Annotated in this window: 17 protein-coding genes; 9 read left to right on the top strand and 8 right to left on the bottom strand. The window is 65.8% G+C overall.

Annotated elements, in window-relative coordinates; all coding sequences use genetic code 11:
- Positions 1 to 23 precede the first annotated feature (23 nt).
- The 6 genes from HWX76_RS06725 (at position 24) to HWX76_RS06700 (ending at position 4551) form a co-directional block, all read left to right on the top strand.
- The gene (locus HWX76_RS06725) at positions 24 to 614 is read left to right on the top strand and encodes an NUDIX hydrolase (RefSeq protein WP_124554868.1); all 591 of its coding nucleotides are present in this window, start codon (positions 24 to 26) and stop codon (positions 612 to 614) included.
- Positions 615 to 750: 136 nt separating this feature from the next.
- On the top strand, positions 751 to 1173 hold the full coding sequence (locus HWX76_RS06720; RefSeq protein ID WP_050016483.1) for a DUF1178 family protein: 423 nt from the start codon (positions 751 to 753) through the stop codon (positions 1171 to 1173).
- A gap of 55 nt (positions 1174 to 1228) precedes the next feature.
- Positions 1229 to 2425 (top strand): acyl-CoA dehydrogenase family protein, encoded by a 1197-nt coding sequence (locus HWX76_RS06715; protein WP_124631402.1) that lies wholly within the window; start codon positions 1229 to 1231, stop codon positions 2423 to 2425.
- 19 nt (positions 2426 to 2444) lie between these two features.
- On the top strand, positions 2445 to 3578 hold the full coding sequence (locus HWX76_RS06710; RefSeq protein ID WP_176015613.1) for an acyl-CoA dehydrogenase family protein: 1134 nt from the start codon (positions 2445 to 2447) through the stop codon (positions 3576 to 3578).
- A gap of 38 nt (positions 3579 to 3616) precedes the next feature.
- Positions 3617 to 4078, top strand: coding sequence for a MaoC family dehydratase (locus HWX76_RS06705; protein WP_176015612.1), 462 nt, complete (start codon positions 3617 to 3619; stop codon positions 4076 to 4078).
- Positions 4075 to 4551: a MaoC family dehydratase gene (locus tag HWX76_RS06700; RefSeq protein WP_089488680.1), complete on the top strand. Its 477-nt coding sequence runs from the start codon at positions 4075 to 4077 to the stop codon at positions 4549 to 4551. Before HWX76_RS06705 ends, HWX76_RS06700 begins: the two co-directional genes overlap by 4 nt.
- Positions 4552 to 4598: 47 nt before the next feature.
- On the opposite strand, the gene HWX76_RS06695 is transcribed toward HWX76_RS06700, so the two are convergent.
- A complete protein-coding gene (locus tag HWX76_RS06695; RefSeq protein WP_050016513.1) occupies positions 4599 to 5291 on the bottom strand; it encodes a glutathione binding-like protein in 693 nt (230 codons plus the stop codon).
- Between the two features lie 209 nt (positions 5292 to 5500).
- Positions 5501 to 6292 (bottom strand): enoyl-CoA hydratase, encoded by a 792-nt coding sequence (locus HWX76_RS06690; protein ID WP_089488679.1) that lies wholly within the window; start codon positions 6290 to 6292, stop codon positions 5501 to 5503.
- A gap of 202 nt (positions 6293 to 6494) precedes the next feature.
- On the opposite strand from HWX76_RS06690, the gene HWX76_RS06685 reads away from it, so the two are divergent.
- Positions 6495 to 7151 carry a glutathione S-transferase gene (locus HWX76_RS06685; protein ID WP_050016493.1) on the top strand — a complete coding sequence of 219 codons (657 nt, stop codon included), beginning with the start codon at positions 6495 to 6497 and terminating at the stop codon, positions 7149 to 7151.
- 39 nt (positions 7152 to 7190) lie between these two features.
- Here the strand turns inward: HWX76_RS06685 and HWX76_RS06680 are convergent, their stop codons facing one another.
- Entirely contained in the window at positions 7191 to 8363 is a 1173-nt protein-coding gene (locus tag HWX76_RS06680; protein WP_050016494.1) for a pyridoxal phosphate-dependent aminotransferase, read from the bottom strand.
- 28 nt (positions 8364 to 8391) lie between these two features.
- Positions 8392 to 8877, bottom strand: a complete 486-nt coding sequence (locus HWX76_RS06675) for a putative toxin-antitoxin system toxin component, PIN family (protein WP_050016496.1) — start codon at positions 8875 to 8877, stop codon at positions 8392 to 8394.
- 57 nt (positions 8878 to 8934) lie between these two features.
- Here HWX76_RS06675 and yaaA point away from each other — a divergent pair, with 57 nt between their 5' ends.
- Entirely contained in the window at positions 8935 to 9717 is a 783-nt protein-coding gene (gene yaaA / locus HWX76_RS06670) for a peroxide stress protein YaaA (protein ID WP_050016498.1), read from the top strand.
- Between the two features lie 140 nt (positions 9718 to 9857).
- Positions 9858 to 11012, top strand: coding sequence for a M14-type cytosolic carboxypeptidase (locus tag HWX76_RS06665; RefSeq protein ID WP_050016500.1), 1155 nt, complete (start codon positions 9858 to 9860; stop codon positions 11010 to 11012).
- 84 nt (positions 11013 to 11096) lie between these two features.
- Here HWX76_RS06665 and HWX76_RS06660 read toward each other — a convergent pair whose 3' ends face one another.
- From HWX76_RS06660 to HWX76_RS06645, 4 genes are all read right to left on the bottom strand, one after another.
- Positions 11097 to 11723: a hypothetical protein gene (locus tag HWX76_RS06660; RefSeq protein ID WP_089488674.1), complete on the bottom strand. Its 627-nt coding sequence runs from the start codon at positions 11721 to 11723 to the stop codon at positions 11097 to 11099.
- Between the two features lie 169 nt (positions 11724 to 11892).
- The gene (locus HWX76_RS06655; RefSeq protein WP_050016504.1) at positions 11893 to 12567 is read right to left on the bottom strand and encodes an energy-coupling factor ABC transporter permease; all 675 of its coding nucleotides are present in this window, start codon (positions 12565 to 12567) and stop codon (positions 11893 to 11895) included.
- Between the two features lie 76 nt (positions 12568 to 12643).
- Positions 12644 to 13486 (bottom strand): response regulator transcription factor, encoded by an 843-nt coding sequence (locus tag HWX76_RS06650; RefSeq protein WP_050016506.1) that lies wholly within the window; start codon positions 13484 to 13486, stop codon positions 12644 to 12646.
- Positions 13487 to 13697: 211 nt separating this feature from the next.
- Positions 13698 to 14915, bottom strand: a complete 1218-nt coding sequence (locus tag HWX76_RS06645; protein ID WP_089488673.1) for a DUF2863 family protein — start codon at positions 14913 to 14915, stop codon at positions 13698 to 13700.
- Positions 14916 to 15214: the final 299 nt, after the last annotated feature.

Raw genomic sequence — 15214 nt, 5'->3', positions numbered from 1 at the left:
TCGTGCTCATTCAGGAGCCGCCGATGGCCGAACTACCCAATCACGACGCCGCACTGACCGAAACCTGCCTCGAAAGCGAGGCGATCTTCGAAGGCGCGTTCCTCAAGCTCAAGCGCGACACCGTCCGTCTGCCGGACGGCAAGAAGGCCACGCGCGAATACGTGCAACACCCGGGCGCGGTGATGGTGATCCCGCTGTTCGACGACGGCCGCGTGCTGATGGAGAGCCAGTTCCGCTATCCGATCGGCAAGGTGATGGCCGAATTCCCGGCCGGCAAGCTCGACCCGAACGAAGGCGCGCTCGCGTGTGCGGCGCGCGAACTGCGCGAGGAAACCGGCTACACGGCGCGCGAATACGTGTTCCTGGCCCGTATTCACCCGATCATTTCCTATTCGACCGAATTCATCGACCTGTACCTCGCGCGCGGGCTCACGGCCGGCGAGCGCAAGCTCGACGAAGGCGAATTCCTCGAAACCTTCACCGCGACGCTGGCCGACCTGCAGGAATGGGTGCGCACCGGCCAGATTTCCGACGTGAAGACGATCATCGGCACGATGTGGCTCGACAAGGTGCTGTCCGGCGCGTGGCCGCTCGGGCCGGTCGTCACGCCCTGAGCACGGCGTCAGCGGCGGGCGGGGCGCCGCGTTACAATCCGGTGACGCGGTGCGTTCGTGCCGCGCGATCGGGATTTAGCACGACCGTTCACAAAACCGCTTTTTGCGCTACACTCGTCACACGCCCTGATTCAGCATGAAGGTCCTCGATTTACAGTGTCCGCACGGTCATCGGTTCGAAGGCTGGTTCGCTTCCGCCGATGAATTCGAAGCGCAGTTGTCCCGCAAGCTGGTCGAATGCCCGGTGTGCGGAACGACGGAGATCAACCGGATGCCGTCCGCGCCGCGCCTGAACCTGTCGGGCGCGACGCAGCCGCAGCCGGCCGATCCGCGTGCGCTGCAGGCGCAGGTGATGCGCGCGCTGCGCGAGGTGCTGGAGAAGACCGAGAACGTGGGCGAGCGCTTCGCCGAGGAAGCGCGGCGCATCCATTACAACGAGGCGCCCGCACGCAGCATTCGCGGCGTCACGACGCCGGAGGATGCGCAGTCCTTGGTCGAAGAAGGCATCGACGTGATGCCGCTGCCGATTCCTGCCGCGCTGAAAGAACCGCTGCAATGACGTACGCAGTGTGTCCTTGGCCGGGCCGGACGGCCGCGGACAGGAGACACTGCGCATGGATCTGGACTATTCCCCCGCCGACGACGCGTTCCGCGCCGACGTCCGCGCCTGGCTCGAGGCCAACCTGCCTCACGCACTGCGCGCCAAGGTACTCGATCACAAACGACTCGACCGCGAGGATTTCGCGCGCTGGCACCGGATCCTGGGCCAGCGCGGCTGGTCCGCGCCCGCCTGGCCGGTCGAATACGGCGGCCCGGGCTGGAACGCGACGCAGCGGCACATCTGGGACGAGGAGTGCGCACGGATCGGTGCGCCCACCGTGCTGCCGTTCGGGGTGTCGATGGTCGCGCCGGTCCTGATGAAATACGGCAGCGAAGCGCAGAAGCGCCACTATCTGCCGCGTATTCTCGACGGCTCGGACTGGTGGTGCCAAGGTTATTCGGAGCCGGGTTCCGGGTCCGACCTCGCGTCGCTGCGCACGCGCGCCGAGCGCCACGGCGATCACTACGTCGTCAACGGCCAGAAGACCTGGACCACGCTCGGCCAGTATGCCGACATGATGTTCTGCCTCGTGCGCACCGATCCGGCCGCGAAGAAGCAGGAAGGCATCTCGTTCCTGCTGATCGACATGAAGACGCCCGGCATCACGGTGCGCCCGATCGTGATGCTCGACGAGGACCACGAGGTCAACGAGGTGTTCTTCGAGGACGTGAAGGTGCCGGTCGAGAACCTCGTCGGCGACGAGAACCGCGGCTGGACCTACGCGAAATACCTGCTGGGCCACGAGCGCACCGGCATCGCGCGCGTCGGCGCGTCGAAGCGGGAGCTCGCGTTCCTGAAGCGCGTCGCATCGAACCAGCGCAAGAACGGCAAGCCGTTGCTCGCCGATCCCGTGTTCGCCGCGAAGGTCGCGGCGCTCGAAGTCGAGTTGATGGCGCTGGAGGTGACGGTGCTGCGCGTCGTCAGCCGCGAGACGAGCGGCAAGGGGCCCGGCCCCGAGGCGTCGATGCTGAAGATCAAGGGCACCGAGGTGCAGCAGGCGCTCACCGAGCTGATGGTCGAAGCGATCGGTCCGCTGGCCGCACCGTTCGACGTTCCGTTCCTCGATGGCGAGCGCGAACACAGCATCGCCGGCGACGACGATGCGGCGCCGCTCGCCGCGTACTACTTCAATTACCGGAAGACGTCGATCTACGGCGGGTCGAACGAGATCCAGAAGAACATCATCGCGCAGATGATTCTGGGGCTGTGATCAGGGAACGGAGACAACCATGGATTTCAGCTTTACCGATGAGCAGCAGCAGTTCGCCGACGCGCTGCGCCGGTATCTTGGCGAGCAATACGGCTTCGACGCGCGCCAGGCGATCGTGCGTAGCGATACCGGCGTGTCGGATGCGCAGTGGAGCGCATTCACCGAACTGGGCTTGACCGCGTTGCCCGTGCCGGACGCACAGGGCGGTTTCGGCGGCGGCCCGGTCGACATGCTGGTCGTGATGCAGGAGCTCGGCCGTGCGCTCGTGATCGAGCCGTACTGGGCCACGGCGGTTGGCGTCGAGGCGTTGCGGATCGCCGGCTCCGGCGCGGGCGACGATGCCGCGCTGCTGGAGGCGGTCGCGCAGGGGCACAAGCGCGTGGCGGTCGCGTTCCACGAACCGCACGCGCGCTACGACCTGTACGAGCTCGACACGCGCGCGCGCGGGCAGGGCGGCACGTACCGGCTGACCGGTACCAAGTCGGTCGTTCAGCACGGCGCCCAGGCGCACGCGTGGATCGTGCCTGCGCGGGTCGACGGCGGCGGCCTCGGCCTCTTCGTCGTCGAACGCGATGCGGCCAATGCGAAGGTGGTCGACTACCGGACCATCGACGGCCAGCGCGCCGCGACGATCATGTTCAACGAAACGCCGGCCCGATTGCTGACGGGTGGGGCGCGCGACGCGGCGGCGCTCGAGCAGATCGCCGATTACGCGACCTTCCTGCTGTGCGCGGAAGCGGTCGGCGCGCTCGACGAACTGAATCGCGCGACGGTCGAATACACGAAGACGCGCGAGCAGTTCGGCGTGCCGATCGCGCGTTTTCAGGCGCTGCAGCACCGGATGGTCGACATGCTGATGCATGCGGAGCAGGCGCGTTCGCTGACCTATCTCGCGGCGGTCCGCTACGCGAACGGCGATGCCGATGCGCGGCGCAAGGCCGTGTCGGCCGCGAAGGCGCGGGTCGGCGCGGCCGCGCGCTTCGTCGGCCAGCAGGCGGTCCAGCTGCACGGCGGCATGGGCGTGACCAACGAGGTGGCCGCCGCGCATTTGTTCAAGCGGCTGTCGATCATCGAGACGACGCTCGGCGATACCGATCATCACCTCGCCCGCATCGCGGCGCTGCCCGATTTCGCGCAGACCGACGTAGCATGACGGTGACGCGCGAGCGCGCCAGACAAGGAGACTTATCAGTGGGCATCAGTTACGAAGACCTGGTGGTCGGCAGTACCACCGAAGTGGGCCGCTACACGTTCGAGGCCGACGACATCAAGACGTTCGCGATGCGCTACGATCCGCAGCCGTTCCATGTCGACGAGGAAGCGGGGAAGGCGTCGCATTTCGGCGGGCTCGTCGCGAGCGGCTGGCATACGTGCTCGGTATTCATGAGCCTGCTGGTCCAGAAGCTCGGGCCGGATTCGACCAGCATGGGCTCGCCGGGCATCGATTCGATCCGCTGGCTGAAGCCGGTGCGCGCCGGCGACACGATCACGATGTACCAGAAGGTGCACGACAAACGCGTGTCGGAGAGCAAGCCCGATCGCGGCATCGTGTCGACGGAATGGATCGGCGTGAACGAAGCCGGCGAGACGGTGATCTCCGTGCACACCAAGGTGATTTTCGGGCTGCGCCATCCGGGGGGCGCGAACTCATGACCGACGTGACCTTGCCGCTGATCGCATCGGCGCAGGCGCTGCAGGCGCGGGTCGGCGCGGAGCCGCTCGCGAGCGGCTGGATCGAGATCGACCAGCCGCGCGTCGACGGTTTTGCCGACGCGACCGGCGATCATCAATGGATTCACGTCGACCCCGAACGCGCGCGACGCGAGTCGCCGTTCGGCGGGCCGATCGCGCACGGGTTCCTGACGCTGTCGCTGATTCCTGCGTTGATGACCGACGCGATGCGCTTCGAGCAGAAGATGGGCGTGAACTATGGGCTGAACCGCGTGCGGTTCCTGAAGCCGGTGCCGGTCGGGGCGCGCGTGCGTGCGCTGTTCGCGGTAAAGGAAACCGCCGACGCCGCGCGCGGCGGCATCCAGGTAACGTGGTCGGTATCGATGCAGGTCGAGCGCCCCGACGCGCCGCTGCCGGTATGCGCGGCGGAGTTCGTCACGCTGCATTACTTCTGAAGCACGGAGCGGCATGCGCGGATGCCGCTCCGCTCGTTACACGCTCGTCAGTGCTTCGCGTATTGCGTTGCGCCGAACAGCACCTCGCGAGCCTTGTCGTCCTGCAGCGCCTTGCGCATCGACGCGAGCACCTCGACGCCGCGCTGCACGGCCGGTCGCGCGGCGATCGCCTCGTGCCAGCGCTTCACGTTCGGCAGTTCATCGAGCACGATGCCCTGGTTTTGCCACGAGCGCGTCCACGGGAAAGTCGCAATGTCCGCGATCGTGTACGTGTCGCCTGCGAGATACTCGGATTCGCCGAGCCGCTTTTCCATCACGTTGTACAGGCGCTTCGCTTCGTTCGTGTAGCGGTTGACCGCATACTCGATCTTCTCCGGCGCATACAGCCGGAAGTGGTGCGCCTGCCCGAGCATCGGGCCGACGCCGCCCATCTGGAACATCAGCCACTCGAGCGTCGCATAGCGCGCGGCCGGCTCGGTCGGCAGGAACTTGCCGGTCTTCTCCGCGAGGTAGATCAGGATCGCGCCCGATTCGAACAGCGAGATCGGCTGGCCGCCGGGGCCGTCCGGATCGACGATCGCGGGGATTTTGTTGTTCGGGCTGATCTTCAGGAATTCGGGCTTGAACTGGTCGCCGGCACCGATATCGACCGGATGCGCACGATACGCGAGGCCGGTTTCCTCGAGCATGATGTGTACCTTGTGGCCGTTCGGGGTCGCCCAGCTATAGACGTCGATCATCGTCAACTCCTGTGTGGCATGCGCGAAAACGGCGCCGGCGGCGCCGCGACAGGCGGTCATTAGAGCATGGATCGACACGGGCTGCTGGCGACGGAAACGCGCGTGCCGACGGGCATGCGCGGCCGCACGGGAGAGCGCCGCGGGCGTTGCGCGCGGCGCATCGGATGGACGTCGCGGCGTAGCGTCGGTTCGAAGGCCGACGCGGCGGATCAGCGCTTGTAGCGCGGCTGGCGCTTATCGAGAAAGGCGGTGATGCCTTCGAGCCCGTCCGCATGATGCAGCGACGCGACGAAATGATCGCGCTCGGTGCCGAGATGCGCGTCCAGCGGTTGCGCGGTCGCGTCGTCGAGCAGCGACTTGATGCGCGTGAGCGCATTCGGCGAGATGCCGGCGAGCGCGTCGGCCCATGCCAGTGCGTCGCTCAGTGCCGTGCCGGGCGCGGTGAGCCGGTTGACGACGCCGAGCGCATGCAGGCGTTCGGCGGCAACCGGCTTGCCTTCGAAGAGGATTTCGGCCGCGATCGCACGCGGCAGTGCGCGGGCGAGAAACCACGAGCCGCCGCCGTCGGGCGTCAGGCCCACGCGCGCATACGACATCACGAATTTCGCATCGTGTGCGGCGACGATCAGGTCGCACGCGAGCGCGAGCGAGAAGCCCGCGCCGGCCGCGGCGCCTTCGACGGCCGCGATCACCGGCTTCGTCGACGCGCGGATCGCCGTGACCCATGCCGCGAGCTGATCGATGCTGTCGGCCTGGAAGGACGGATCCTTCGAGCGATTCTCGAGCAGCCGGTTCAGGTTGCCGCCTGCGCAGAAGAAGCGATCGGCGCCGGTCAGCACGACGGCGCGAATCGCCGGATCGCGCTCGGCGGTGGCGAGCGCTTCGATGCCGGCCGCGTACATGTCGGGATGCAGCGCGTTGCGCGCGCCGGGATTGGACAGCGTGAGGACGAGCGTCGATTCGCTCTCGGGCGGACGCGAGGCCAGCAGTTCAGCACTCATGCGAGCGTGTCTCCATCGGATGGCGCGGCGGCGACGCCGCGTGTGTCGCGCGGACGGGCGAAGCCGACGCCGCAGCGGAGGTAATGTCGTCGTGACGAACACACAACTTGCTTTAGACTAGCACGGACGTGCTTTTCAGCGCGATGAATCCCGATGCGGCCGGCGTCGATGCGGCCGCGCTTCAGCAAGGAAGGAGACCCCGATGCTACAGCTGTGCGGTATTCCGTTGTCCAACTACTACAACAAGGTGAAGTTCGTCCTGCTCGAGCACGACATTCCATTCGAGGAACGGGTGTGCGGTTTTCCGATCAGCGATCCGGCGCAGCTTGCCGATTCGCCGCTCGGCAAGATTCCGTTCCTGAAGACCGAAGAGGGCGCGCTGTTCGAGTCGCAGGCGATCATCGAATACCTGGCGGCGCGCTATCCCGAGAAAGGCATTTTCCCCGCAAGCCCGTTCGCTGCGGCGAAGGTGCGCGAACTTGTCGAGACGCTCGAGCTGTATCTCGAATGGATGGCGCGGGAGGTGTACACGGAAGCGTTTTTCGGCGGCAAGGTGAGCGACGGGATGAAGGCGCACGTCGAGAAGCGCCTGCCGCGCGCGATCGATGCATTCAAGCAGATGACGCGCTTTTCGCCGCATGTGCTCGGCGACTCGTTCGGCCTCGCGGACATGGCCGCGTGGGTTCATCTGCCGGTCGTCGGGATGGCGACGAAGGCCGTCTTCGGGCGCGACTTCCTGCTCGATGCTGGCATCGACTGGAAGGCGCACGCAAAGACGGTCGGTGAACGCCCGGCCGCGCAACGCGTGGCAGCCGAGCGCAAGGCGTATGTCGAAGCGGCGAACGTCGTGCGTTCGTAAGCGTGTCTGACGGGCGGCGCGTGGCCGCCCCTGCCGGGCTTACAGGCGGGCGAGCCGTTCGAGCGCGGATGCGAGCGTGCTTTCCTGCTTCGCGAAGCAGAAGCGCACGACGCCCGATTCGTGCGGCTCATGATAGAACGCCGACACCGGAATGGCCGCCACGCCGATCTCCGACGTGAGCCACTTCGAGAATTCCGCTTCGGGCAGGTCGCTGATCGCCGAGTAATCGACGCACTGGAAGTACGTGCCCGTGCACGGCAGCAGCTTGAAGCGCGTGCGCTCGAGGCCGGCCCGGAAGAAGTCGCGCTTCTTCTGATAGAAGCCCGCGAGCGACAGGTACGGCGCCGGGTCGCGCAGGTAGTCGGCGAGCCCGATCTGCATCGGCGTGTTCACCGTGAACACGTTGAACTGGTGGACCTTGCGGAATTCCGCGGTCAGCGCCGCCGGCGCCGCGACGTAACCGACCTTCCAGCCCGTCACGTGATAGGTCTTGCCGAAGCTCGACACGATGAAGCTGCGCGCGGCGAGCTCCGGGTAGCGCGCGACGCTCTCATGGCGCGCGCCGTCGTAGACCATGTGTTCATAGACCTCGTCGGACAGGATCAGCACGTTGGTGCCGCGCACGATGTCCTCGAGCTTGCGCATGTCGGCCTCGCGCCACACGGTGCCCGTCGGGTTGTGCGGCGTGTTGATCAGGATCATCCGCGTTCGCGGCGTGATCGCGGCCGCGAGACGGTCGAACGGGATCGTGTAGTCGGGTGCGTCCAGCGTGACGAACACGGGTTTGCCGCCGGCAAGCTCGATCGACGGCAGGTAGCTGTCGTAGGTCGGCTCGACGACGATCACTTCGTCGCCCGGATGCACCGCGCAGAGGATCGCCGTCAGCAGCGCCTGCGTCGCGCCGGCCGTCACGGTGATTTCGGTGCCCGGATCGTAGCGTCGGCCGTACACCTGCGCGATCTTGTCGGCGATCGCGTCGCGCAGCGGCGCGACGCCGGCCATCGGCGGGTACTGGTTGTGTCCGTTGCGCATCGCGGTGGCGACCGCATCGACGATGCGCGGATCGCAATCGAAATCCGGGAAGCCCTGGCCGAGGTTCACCGCGCCTTTTTCGGTGGCAAGCGCGCTCATGACCGTGAAGATCGTCGTGCCGACGTTCGGCAGGCGCGACGGGAAAACGGGAGTCGTTGGCATATCTGAAGGAGCGTTCATCGAGACGGTCGAATTCGGGTGTGAGGCGTCAGGCCGGCGTCGCCGTGGCGTCGAGCGCGCAGGCTTCCACGAACGGCGCGGGTTGCGCGATCCGGAAGCCGAAGTCGCGTGCGGTGCGTTTCGCGAGCTTCAGCAGCGCGCGGTCTTTCGACACGAGCCAGTCGGCCTGTGCGGCGCGGGCGAGTTCGAGAAATTTCTGGTCGTCGCGGTCCTTGCACTTCGGCAGCGGCGGCGCGTCGGCGTCGGCGGGCGACGGTTCGACGAGGCTCGCGAGCCGGGCGACCGTCGCGAGCGCGGCAGCCTTGTCGATCGCGCGCGACTGGAACTGCGGATAGTCGAGCACGTATTCGAGCTCGGTCAGGCAGCGGCCGTCGATTACGGCGGCCAGCGTGCCGCGCTCCAGCGCGGCACGGATTGGGCGCGTAGCGGGGTCGTCGAATACGAGGATGTCGATCCAGACGTTCGAGTCGAGCACGACGCGGTGGGCGGCATGCGGGGCGAGAGAGCGGGGCATTCGTTACAATCGGTGGTTTTCGTCTGACCGCAAGGCACGGCGTGCCAGCGAGCCTCTATGATAATCGTTCTCTCTCCCGCCAAATCCCTCGACTACGAGACGCCCGCGCACATCCAGTCTTACACGAAGCCTGCATTCGTCGACGACGCGTCGGAGCTGATCGCCGGCCTGCGCAAGCTGTCGCCGCAGGACATCGCGGCGCTGATGGATATCTCCGACCCGCTCGCGCGCCTGAACTTCCAGCGCTACGCCGATTGGTCGCCGACCTTCACGCCGGCCAACGCGAAGCAGGCCGTGCTGGCGTTCAACGGCGACGTCTACGAGGGTTTCGACGCGAAATCGCTGTCGCCGACCGATCTCGACTATGCGCAGCAGCACGTGCGCGTGCTGTCGGGCCTGTACGGGCTGTTGCGTCCGCTCGACCTGCTGCAGCCGTACCGGCTCGAGATGGGCACGCGTTTCGCGAACGCGCGCGGCAAGGATCTGTATGCGTTTTGGGGCGACCGCATCACGCGGGCGCTGAACGAGCAGCTCGAGACGCGCAGCGGCGCGGCGCGCGTGCTCGTCAACTGCGCGTCGACCGAATACTTCAAGTCGGTCAAGCCGAAGCTGCTGGCCGCGCCGGTCATCACGCCGGTATTCGAGGACTGGAAGGGCGGCCGCTACAAGATCATCAGCTTCCATGCGAAACGCGCGCGTGGCCTGATGGCGCGTTTTGTCGTCGAGAACCGTATCACCGACCCGAAGGCGCTGAAGGCATTCGCGACCGAAGGCTATGCGTTCGATGCGGCGGCGTCGAACGATTCGACTTACGTATATCGCCGGCGCATCGGCGAGTGACCCAGCCGGCCGTTCACGAGACGGCCGGCGCATGCATTGGGGCCGGACAGGCGGTACGCTGCCCGATTCGGTCGACCGCTTTGCATGGGACCAGCGTAAGCGCTGAAGCGCTAACGCTGGTCGACAAAGGAGATAGACAGATGGCCGTTTCGATCACCAGTAGTTTCGACGCAGGCGCAATCGACGTCGTGTCGTGCGATAGCCCCGACGCAATCCGGCTGCGCGTGCGTGGCGACAATCGCTCGGAATTCGCGCAATGGTTTTACTACCGTTTGACGGGGGCGCGCGGCGAGCGATGCGTGATGACGTTCGAGAACGCAGCCGAATGCGCGTATCCGTCGGGCTGGCGCAACTACCACGCGGTAGCGAGCTATGACCGCGTCGACTGGTTCCGGGTGCCGACGACATTCGACGGCAAGACGATGACCATCGACCATACGCCGGAATTCGATAGCATCTACTACGCGTATTTCGAACCGTACTCCGAAGAGCGTCACGCGGCGTTTCTCGGCGCGGTCCAGCAGTTGCCGCAGGCGAGGGTCGCCGAGCTCGGCCGCACGGTCGAAGGCCGTCCGATGTCGCTGCTGACGCTCGGCACGCCGGAAACCGATGGCGCGCCGAAGAAGAAGGTGTGGATCATCGCGCGCCAGCATCCGGGCGAATCGATGGCCGAGTGGTTCGTCGAAGGCCTGGTCAAGCGGCTGGCCGGATGGGGCGACTGGGCGGGCGACCCGGTTGCGCGTAAGCTCTACGATCGCGTGACGTTCCACATCGTCCCGAACATGAACCCGGACGGCAGCGTGCACGGTAACCTGCGCACCAATGCGGCCGGCGCGAACCTGAACCGCGAGTGGATGGCGCCCGATGCCGAGCGCAGCCCCGAAGTGCTGGCCGTGCGCGATGCGATCCACGCGATCGGCTGCGACATGTTCTTCGACATTCACGGCGACGAGGATTTGCCGTACGTGTTCGTCGCCGGCTCGGAGATGCTGCCCAGCTTCACCGAGCAGCAGCGCAAGGAGCAGGCCGCGTTCATCGACGCGTTCAAGGTCGCCAGCCCCGACTTCCAGACCGAGCATGGCTACGCGGCGAGCAAGTACAAGGAAGATGCGCTGAAGCTCGCGTCCAAGTACATTGGCCACCAGTTCGGCTGCCTGTCGCTGACGCTCGAAATGCCGTTCAAGGACAATGCGAACCTGCCCGACGAGCGCGTCGGCTGGAACGGCGAGCGTAGCGCGGCGCTCGGCGCGGCGATGCTGGCCGCGATCCTCGTGCACGTCGACACGTTCGCGTAAGCGCAGCCGTCGTCGCATGAAAAAGGCCGGCGCATCTTGCGATGCACCGGCCTTTTTTGATGCTGTCGTCGCCGCTCCGCCGTATCAGGACTTCTTCGCGGTTTTTTTCTTCACGGCTTTCTTCTGCCCGCCTGATTTCTTCGTCGCGACGGCCTTCTTGCTGCCGGTGCGGCCCGATGCCTTCGCCTTGGCTTTGCCGCGGTGCGACTTGCCCTTGAACTTCTTCGTCGAAGACGACGAGCGCTCGACGCGCGGCTTCAGCGGCGGAACCGGATCGTTCCAGCTGAACGCGAGCATTTGCTGGCCGACATAGCCGCAACGGAATTTCAGCGGCGTCGGGTCGCTGCCGTCGCTATGGATGCCGAGCCCGTCGACGGTGACGATGTTGTCGACTTTCACACGCTGCTTGCCCTGGTCGAACGAGTCGTTCCACGGCGTGATCGTCGCGTTGCCGCCGTCGAATGCGTTCGGCGCGAAGTCGACGCGATCGAACGCCGTCGACGTGCTGGCGATGAAGCTGCCGTGCGCCGCACAATCGGCGGCGAGCGGATCGGCATGCATCTCGTTGACGAATTTGTTGATCAGTTCGGAACGCTGGTCGAGCAGGTCGGCGAATACCGGTGCGGGAAGCGCAAGCGACAGGCCCGCGATACAGGCTGCCAGCTTGCCGAGCGCCCGGAAAATCCGGAGCGAGGCAGGTGAGCTGTCCATCTGGTTATTGGTGAGGAGCGAAGAAGACGTCGGGCACGTATAGATGCCCGATGAAGAACAGGAGTTCAATCTTAGCGTAAAAAAGTTGTGCGGCAGTAGGTGACGTATTCGGCGCGCGCGGCGGAATGGCCGCCGATACGCGTGTGCGCTCGTCCGATGCGGAGGAAATTCAGGCGCGCGGGCCGCCGAGGCGGTAGCGGCGGACGTCGAAGGTCGTGACCCACGCGGGGCGATAGACGGCGATGAGGGCCGTTGCCATGCCGGTGAACCAGGCCTCGCCGAGCGCGAGCAGCGCGGTGTTCAGCAGATAGCCGGCCGGAATCACGACGGGCACGCCGTCCGCGAGCGCGAGCTGGACACCGGCCGCCGCCGCGGCGACCGCGACGATCGCGATAGCGGGCGACAGGAAGCCCTGCCCGGTGATGAACGACGCGAGGTTGTGCGGCAGCCACGCGAGTGCGGCGCGTTGCAGCAACGCCGACACGCCGACAGGCAGCGCACCGTAGATCAGATAGGTCAGGCCGATGCCTTGCCACGGCGCGTCGAAGATGACCGCGGCAATCGCCGTGACGGCGCCCATCGCGACCAGTGCGAGCGTCCAGTCGAACAGCGTGACGAGCAACGTCGCGCCGAGCAGATGCATGACGATGCCATCTTCGAGCCATGCGTTCGAGGCCCACAGGACCGCGATCGCTGTGACGAGCGCGAGCCACACGTGCTGAAGCGTGGCGTCTTGCAGGCGTACGAAGGGGCGATTCCAGATCGCGAGCGCGAGCAGGGCCACGGCGGCGATCCAGCCACCGATGCCAACCCAGAGCGGAAGCGGTGTGAAAAGAAAACCCATGCGTCCATATTACTCGTTGAGCATCAAAGGTGGGAGCCTGCACATGCCCGACCGTCGCAATATCGAGACTGTTTGCCTAGCGTCCGCGCCTGAACCGTGCCGGTGGCTCGGCGGCGAGTGGCAGGTCCTGCGTGCCGGTATTCGCGGTGGGTAACGGGTACGGACGGTCATGCCGTTGTGTACGCAGCGGAGCCGGGCCGTGTTCCCCGATGACCGGTTTACGGGCGCGGTTCCGGTTCGCCAGCAGCACCTCGAGATGGGGCGACAGCCAGCCGTTGTAGATCGCGACCGCGGCGGCGCGGTTTGCGGCGCCGAGCTGCTGGAAGATGCTCGCGAGGTGGATCTTCACGGTGCCTTCGCTGATGCCGAGCGTACGCGCGATCATCTTGTTCGTGCTGCCCATGTGGACGAACCGCATGATCTGCGCTTGCCGCGGCGACAGGAGGCCGCTCGGCGGGCGCCGCGGCAGGGAGCCGGCGAGCGTCTGGAAATGGGCGTCGTGGCGGGCCGTCGCCGTTGCCGTGGACGGCAGCAGGCTGAGGGCGATCGGCGGAATGTAGTGGCCGCCCAGCAGCACGATCTCGAGCGCCCGCACGATCAGGTGCGGCCGCGTGGAATGCGGGATCACGCCTGCGACGCCGTAATTGAAGAAGCGCTGGATCGCTTCGGGCGAGATGTCGTCGACCAGGACGGCGACCGGGGTCGGCGAGCACGCGTTGCCGAGTGCCTGAAGCTCGCTGATCCGGCCCACGTCCAGCCAGTCGATCGCGACGAGGTCGAAACGCTGGGTGCGCAGCAGCCGGCGTGCCTGGAAACCGTCAGGCGCATCGTTGATGCTGGCGTGCCGGTCGATCTGCCGCAACAGGGTCTTCAGTCCGTCACGCCGTTCGGCGTCTGAGTTAAGTACCAAGAACCGCATATTCAACCTCCGTGAAGTGAGTCATTGACTGCCGTCGGGGATAAGCTGGCCCCGATAATGACAAAGACCTTACACGATGTCTGCTTGGCTGAAAGGCTTAGGAAAAGTTCGAAATTTCGAGCGACCGGGCATCGGATATGAAAAAAGCCGCTTCGGCAGGGAACCGAAAGCGGCTTTGGGGCGGGCAGGCCGTCTGGGCCTGCGGTGCGGGTCAGTGGAAGTGCGGCTGGGCGGGCGACGCGTCTTCCGGCATTTCCGCATGGACAATTTCGCCGAGCGGATCGGCGTAAAGCGGCACGCCGCAGTCGTCGCAGTATTCGGGTTCGAAGCGGCCCGCGTGCCGCCGGACGTCGGTTACGCCGCATTCCTTCAGCAGGCTCACGATTTCCTCGAGCGGTCCTTCGATCGGCGCTTCGCCTTCGAGCGTCGCGTTGTCGACCGAGATGTCGCCGTTTTCACGGCCGTAGAGCGGCCACACGACACCGTAGATCACGTCGTTGCTCGCACGTCGCGTGAAGCCGACGCGATACTCGTCGATACGGCGTTCGCCGAAGCCGGCGACCACCGCGCGCAGCTCTTGCGGCGCTGCACCAAGTGTGTCGAATAGATAACGAATGGCCGTTCGGACGGTATGCGGACGTACGCGTTCGTCCGCATCGCGGCAAGCCGAGTAGTACGCGTCCGGAAGCAGGCATTCGAACTCGCAGCCGGGCAGCGCGATCGACAGGTTCGGGCCGCCTTGGGCCGTCCATTGTTCGAGGCACTGGCCGCGCTCGATCCGGCTGCCGTTTTCTTCTTCTTGCCAGCGGAACAGCGGCGCGCCGGCCGGCGCGGCGACGACCGCCAGCAGGAAGCGCGGATCGGCGAGGATCGGCGAAGTTTCCGGCAGGTCGCCGAAGCTCAGCTTCGGGGCGTGCTGGCCGATTGCCGCGTGGGCGAGCTGCTGGGCCAGCCGGTAGGTTTCGACATGGTGCCGCGGCAACTGGTCGATGCTGTAGAGGAACGGTGCGAGGCCGACGAGGGTGCCGTTCGCGAGCACGTGCGCTTGCAGATGCGTTCGCAGCGCGTCGGCAACGTCGCCCTTGAGCGGGCCCGACGGAATCATGTAGCGCGTCCAGGCGAGGACCGGGACGGCGACCAGCAGCGCATCGTATGGTTGGCCGTCGTGCTCGATCACCATCGACTCGCTGTGCGTCTCGGCCATGTCGGCGAGCGCGCCGTAGGCGTCGGGATGATTCTGCTGAAGATGGTCGAGCGCGGCGTCGAGCGTAGTCTGATTGCCGTTGCGGACGATCTTGGCGAGCAGCGTATCGAGCTTCGCTTCCCAGAAGCGATCCTCGATGCGGCTGCCCGACGCGAAGAGCGCAAGTGACAGACCGACCAGTTTGTCGGCATCGGGGGGGAGGCGTTTGGCGATTCGCTGGCGCATATTAAAGACGTATATAGAAAGAGGCGAAGAACCTCACATTCTAGTCGGTTCTTTGCACCATAAGCGGTCTCGTGGCCAAGCATGGCCGGACGGCCGAATTGCGGCCTGTGTAAAAAGTTTCTGCGAAACCCCTTGCGCTCACGACCTGAGCTGCATAGAATCACGCCTCTTTCGCGCTAACGGAAACGCGGCGCGGAAGGAAGGGAGGCGGTGCTGTTGGGGTTCGGTCGTAGCGAGCCTTGGCGGTACAGGAAGTTGAGCCCCGCAGTCGCAACGATGTAGTGTAAAAAGTTGTTGAC

It is taken from the genome of Burkholderia sp. BCC0398, assembly GCF_902833245.1.
GTDB classification, from domain to species: Bacteria; Pseudomonadota; Gammaproteobacteria; order Burkholderiales; family Burkholderiaceae; genus Burkholderia; species Burkholderia sola.
Note: the sequence above shows the minus strand (reverse complement) of the source record. Positions and strands in the feature narration are given on the sequence as shown.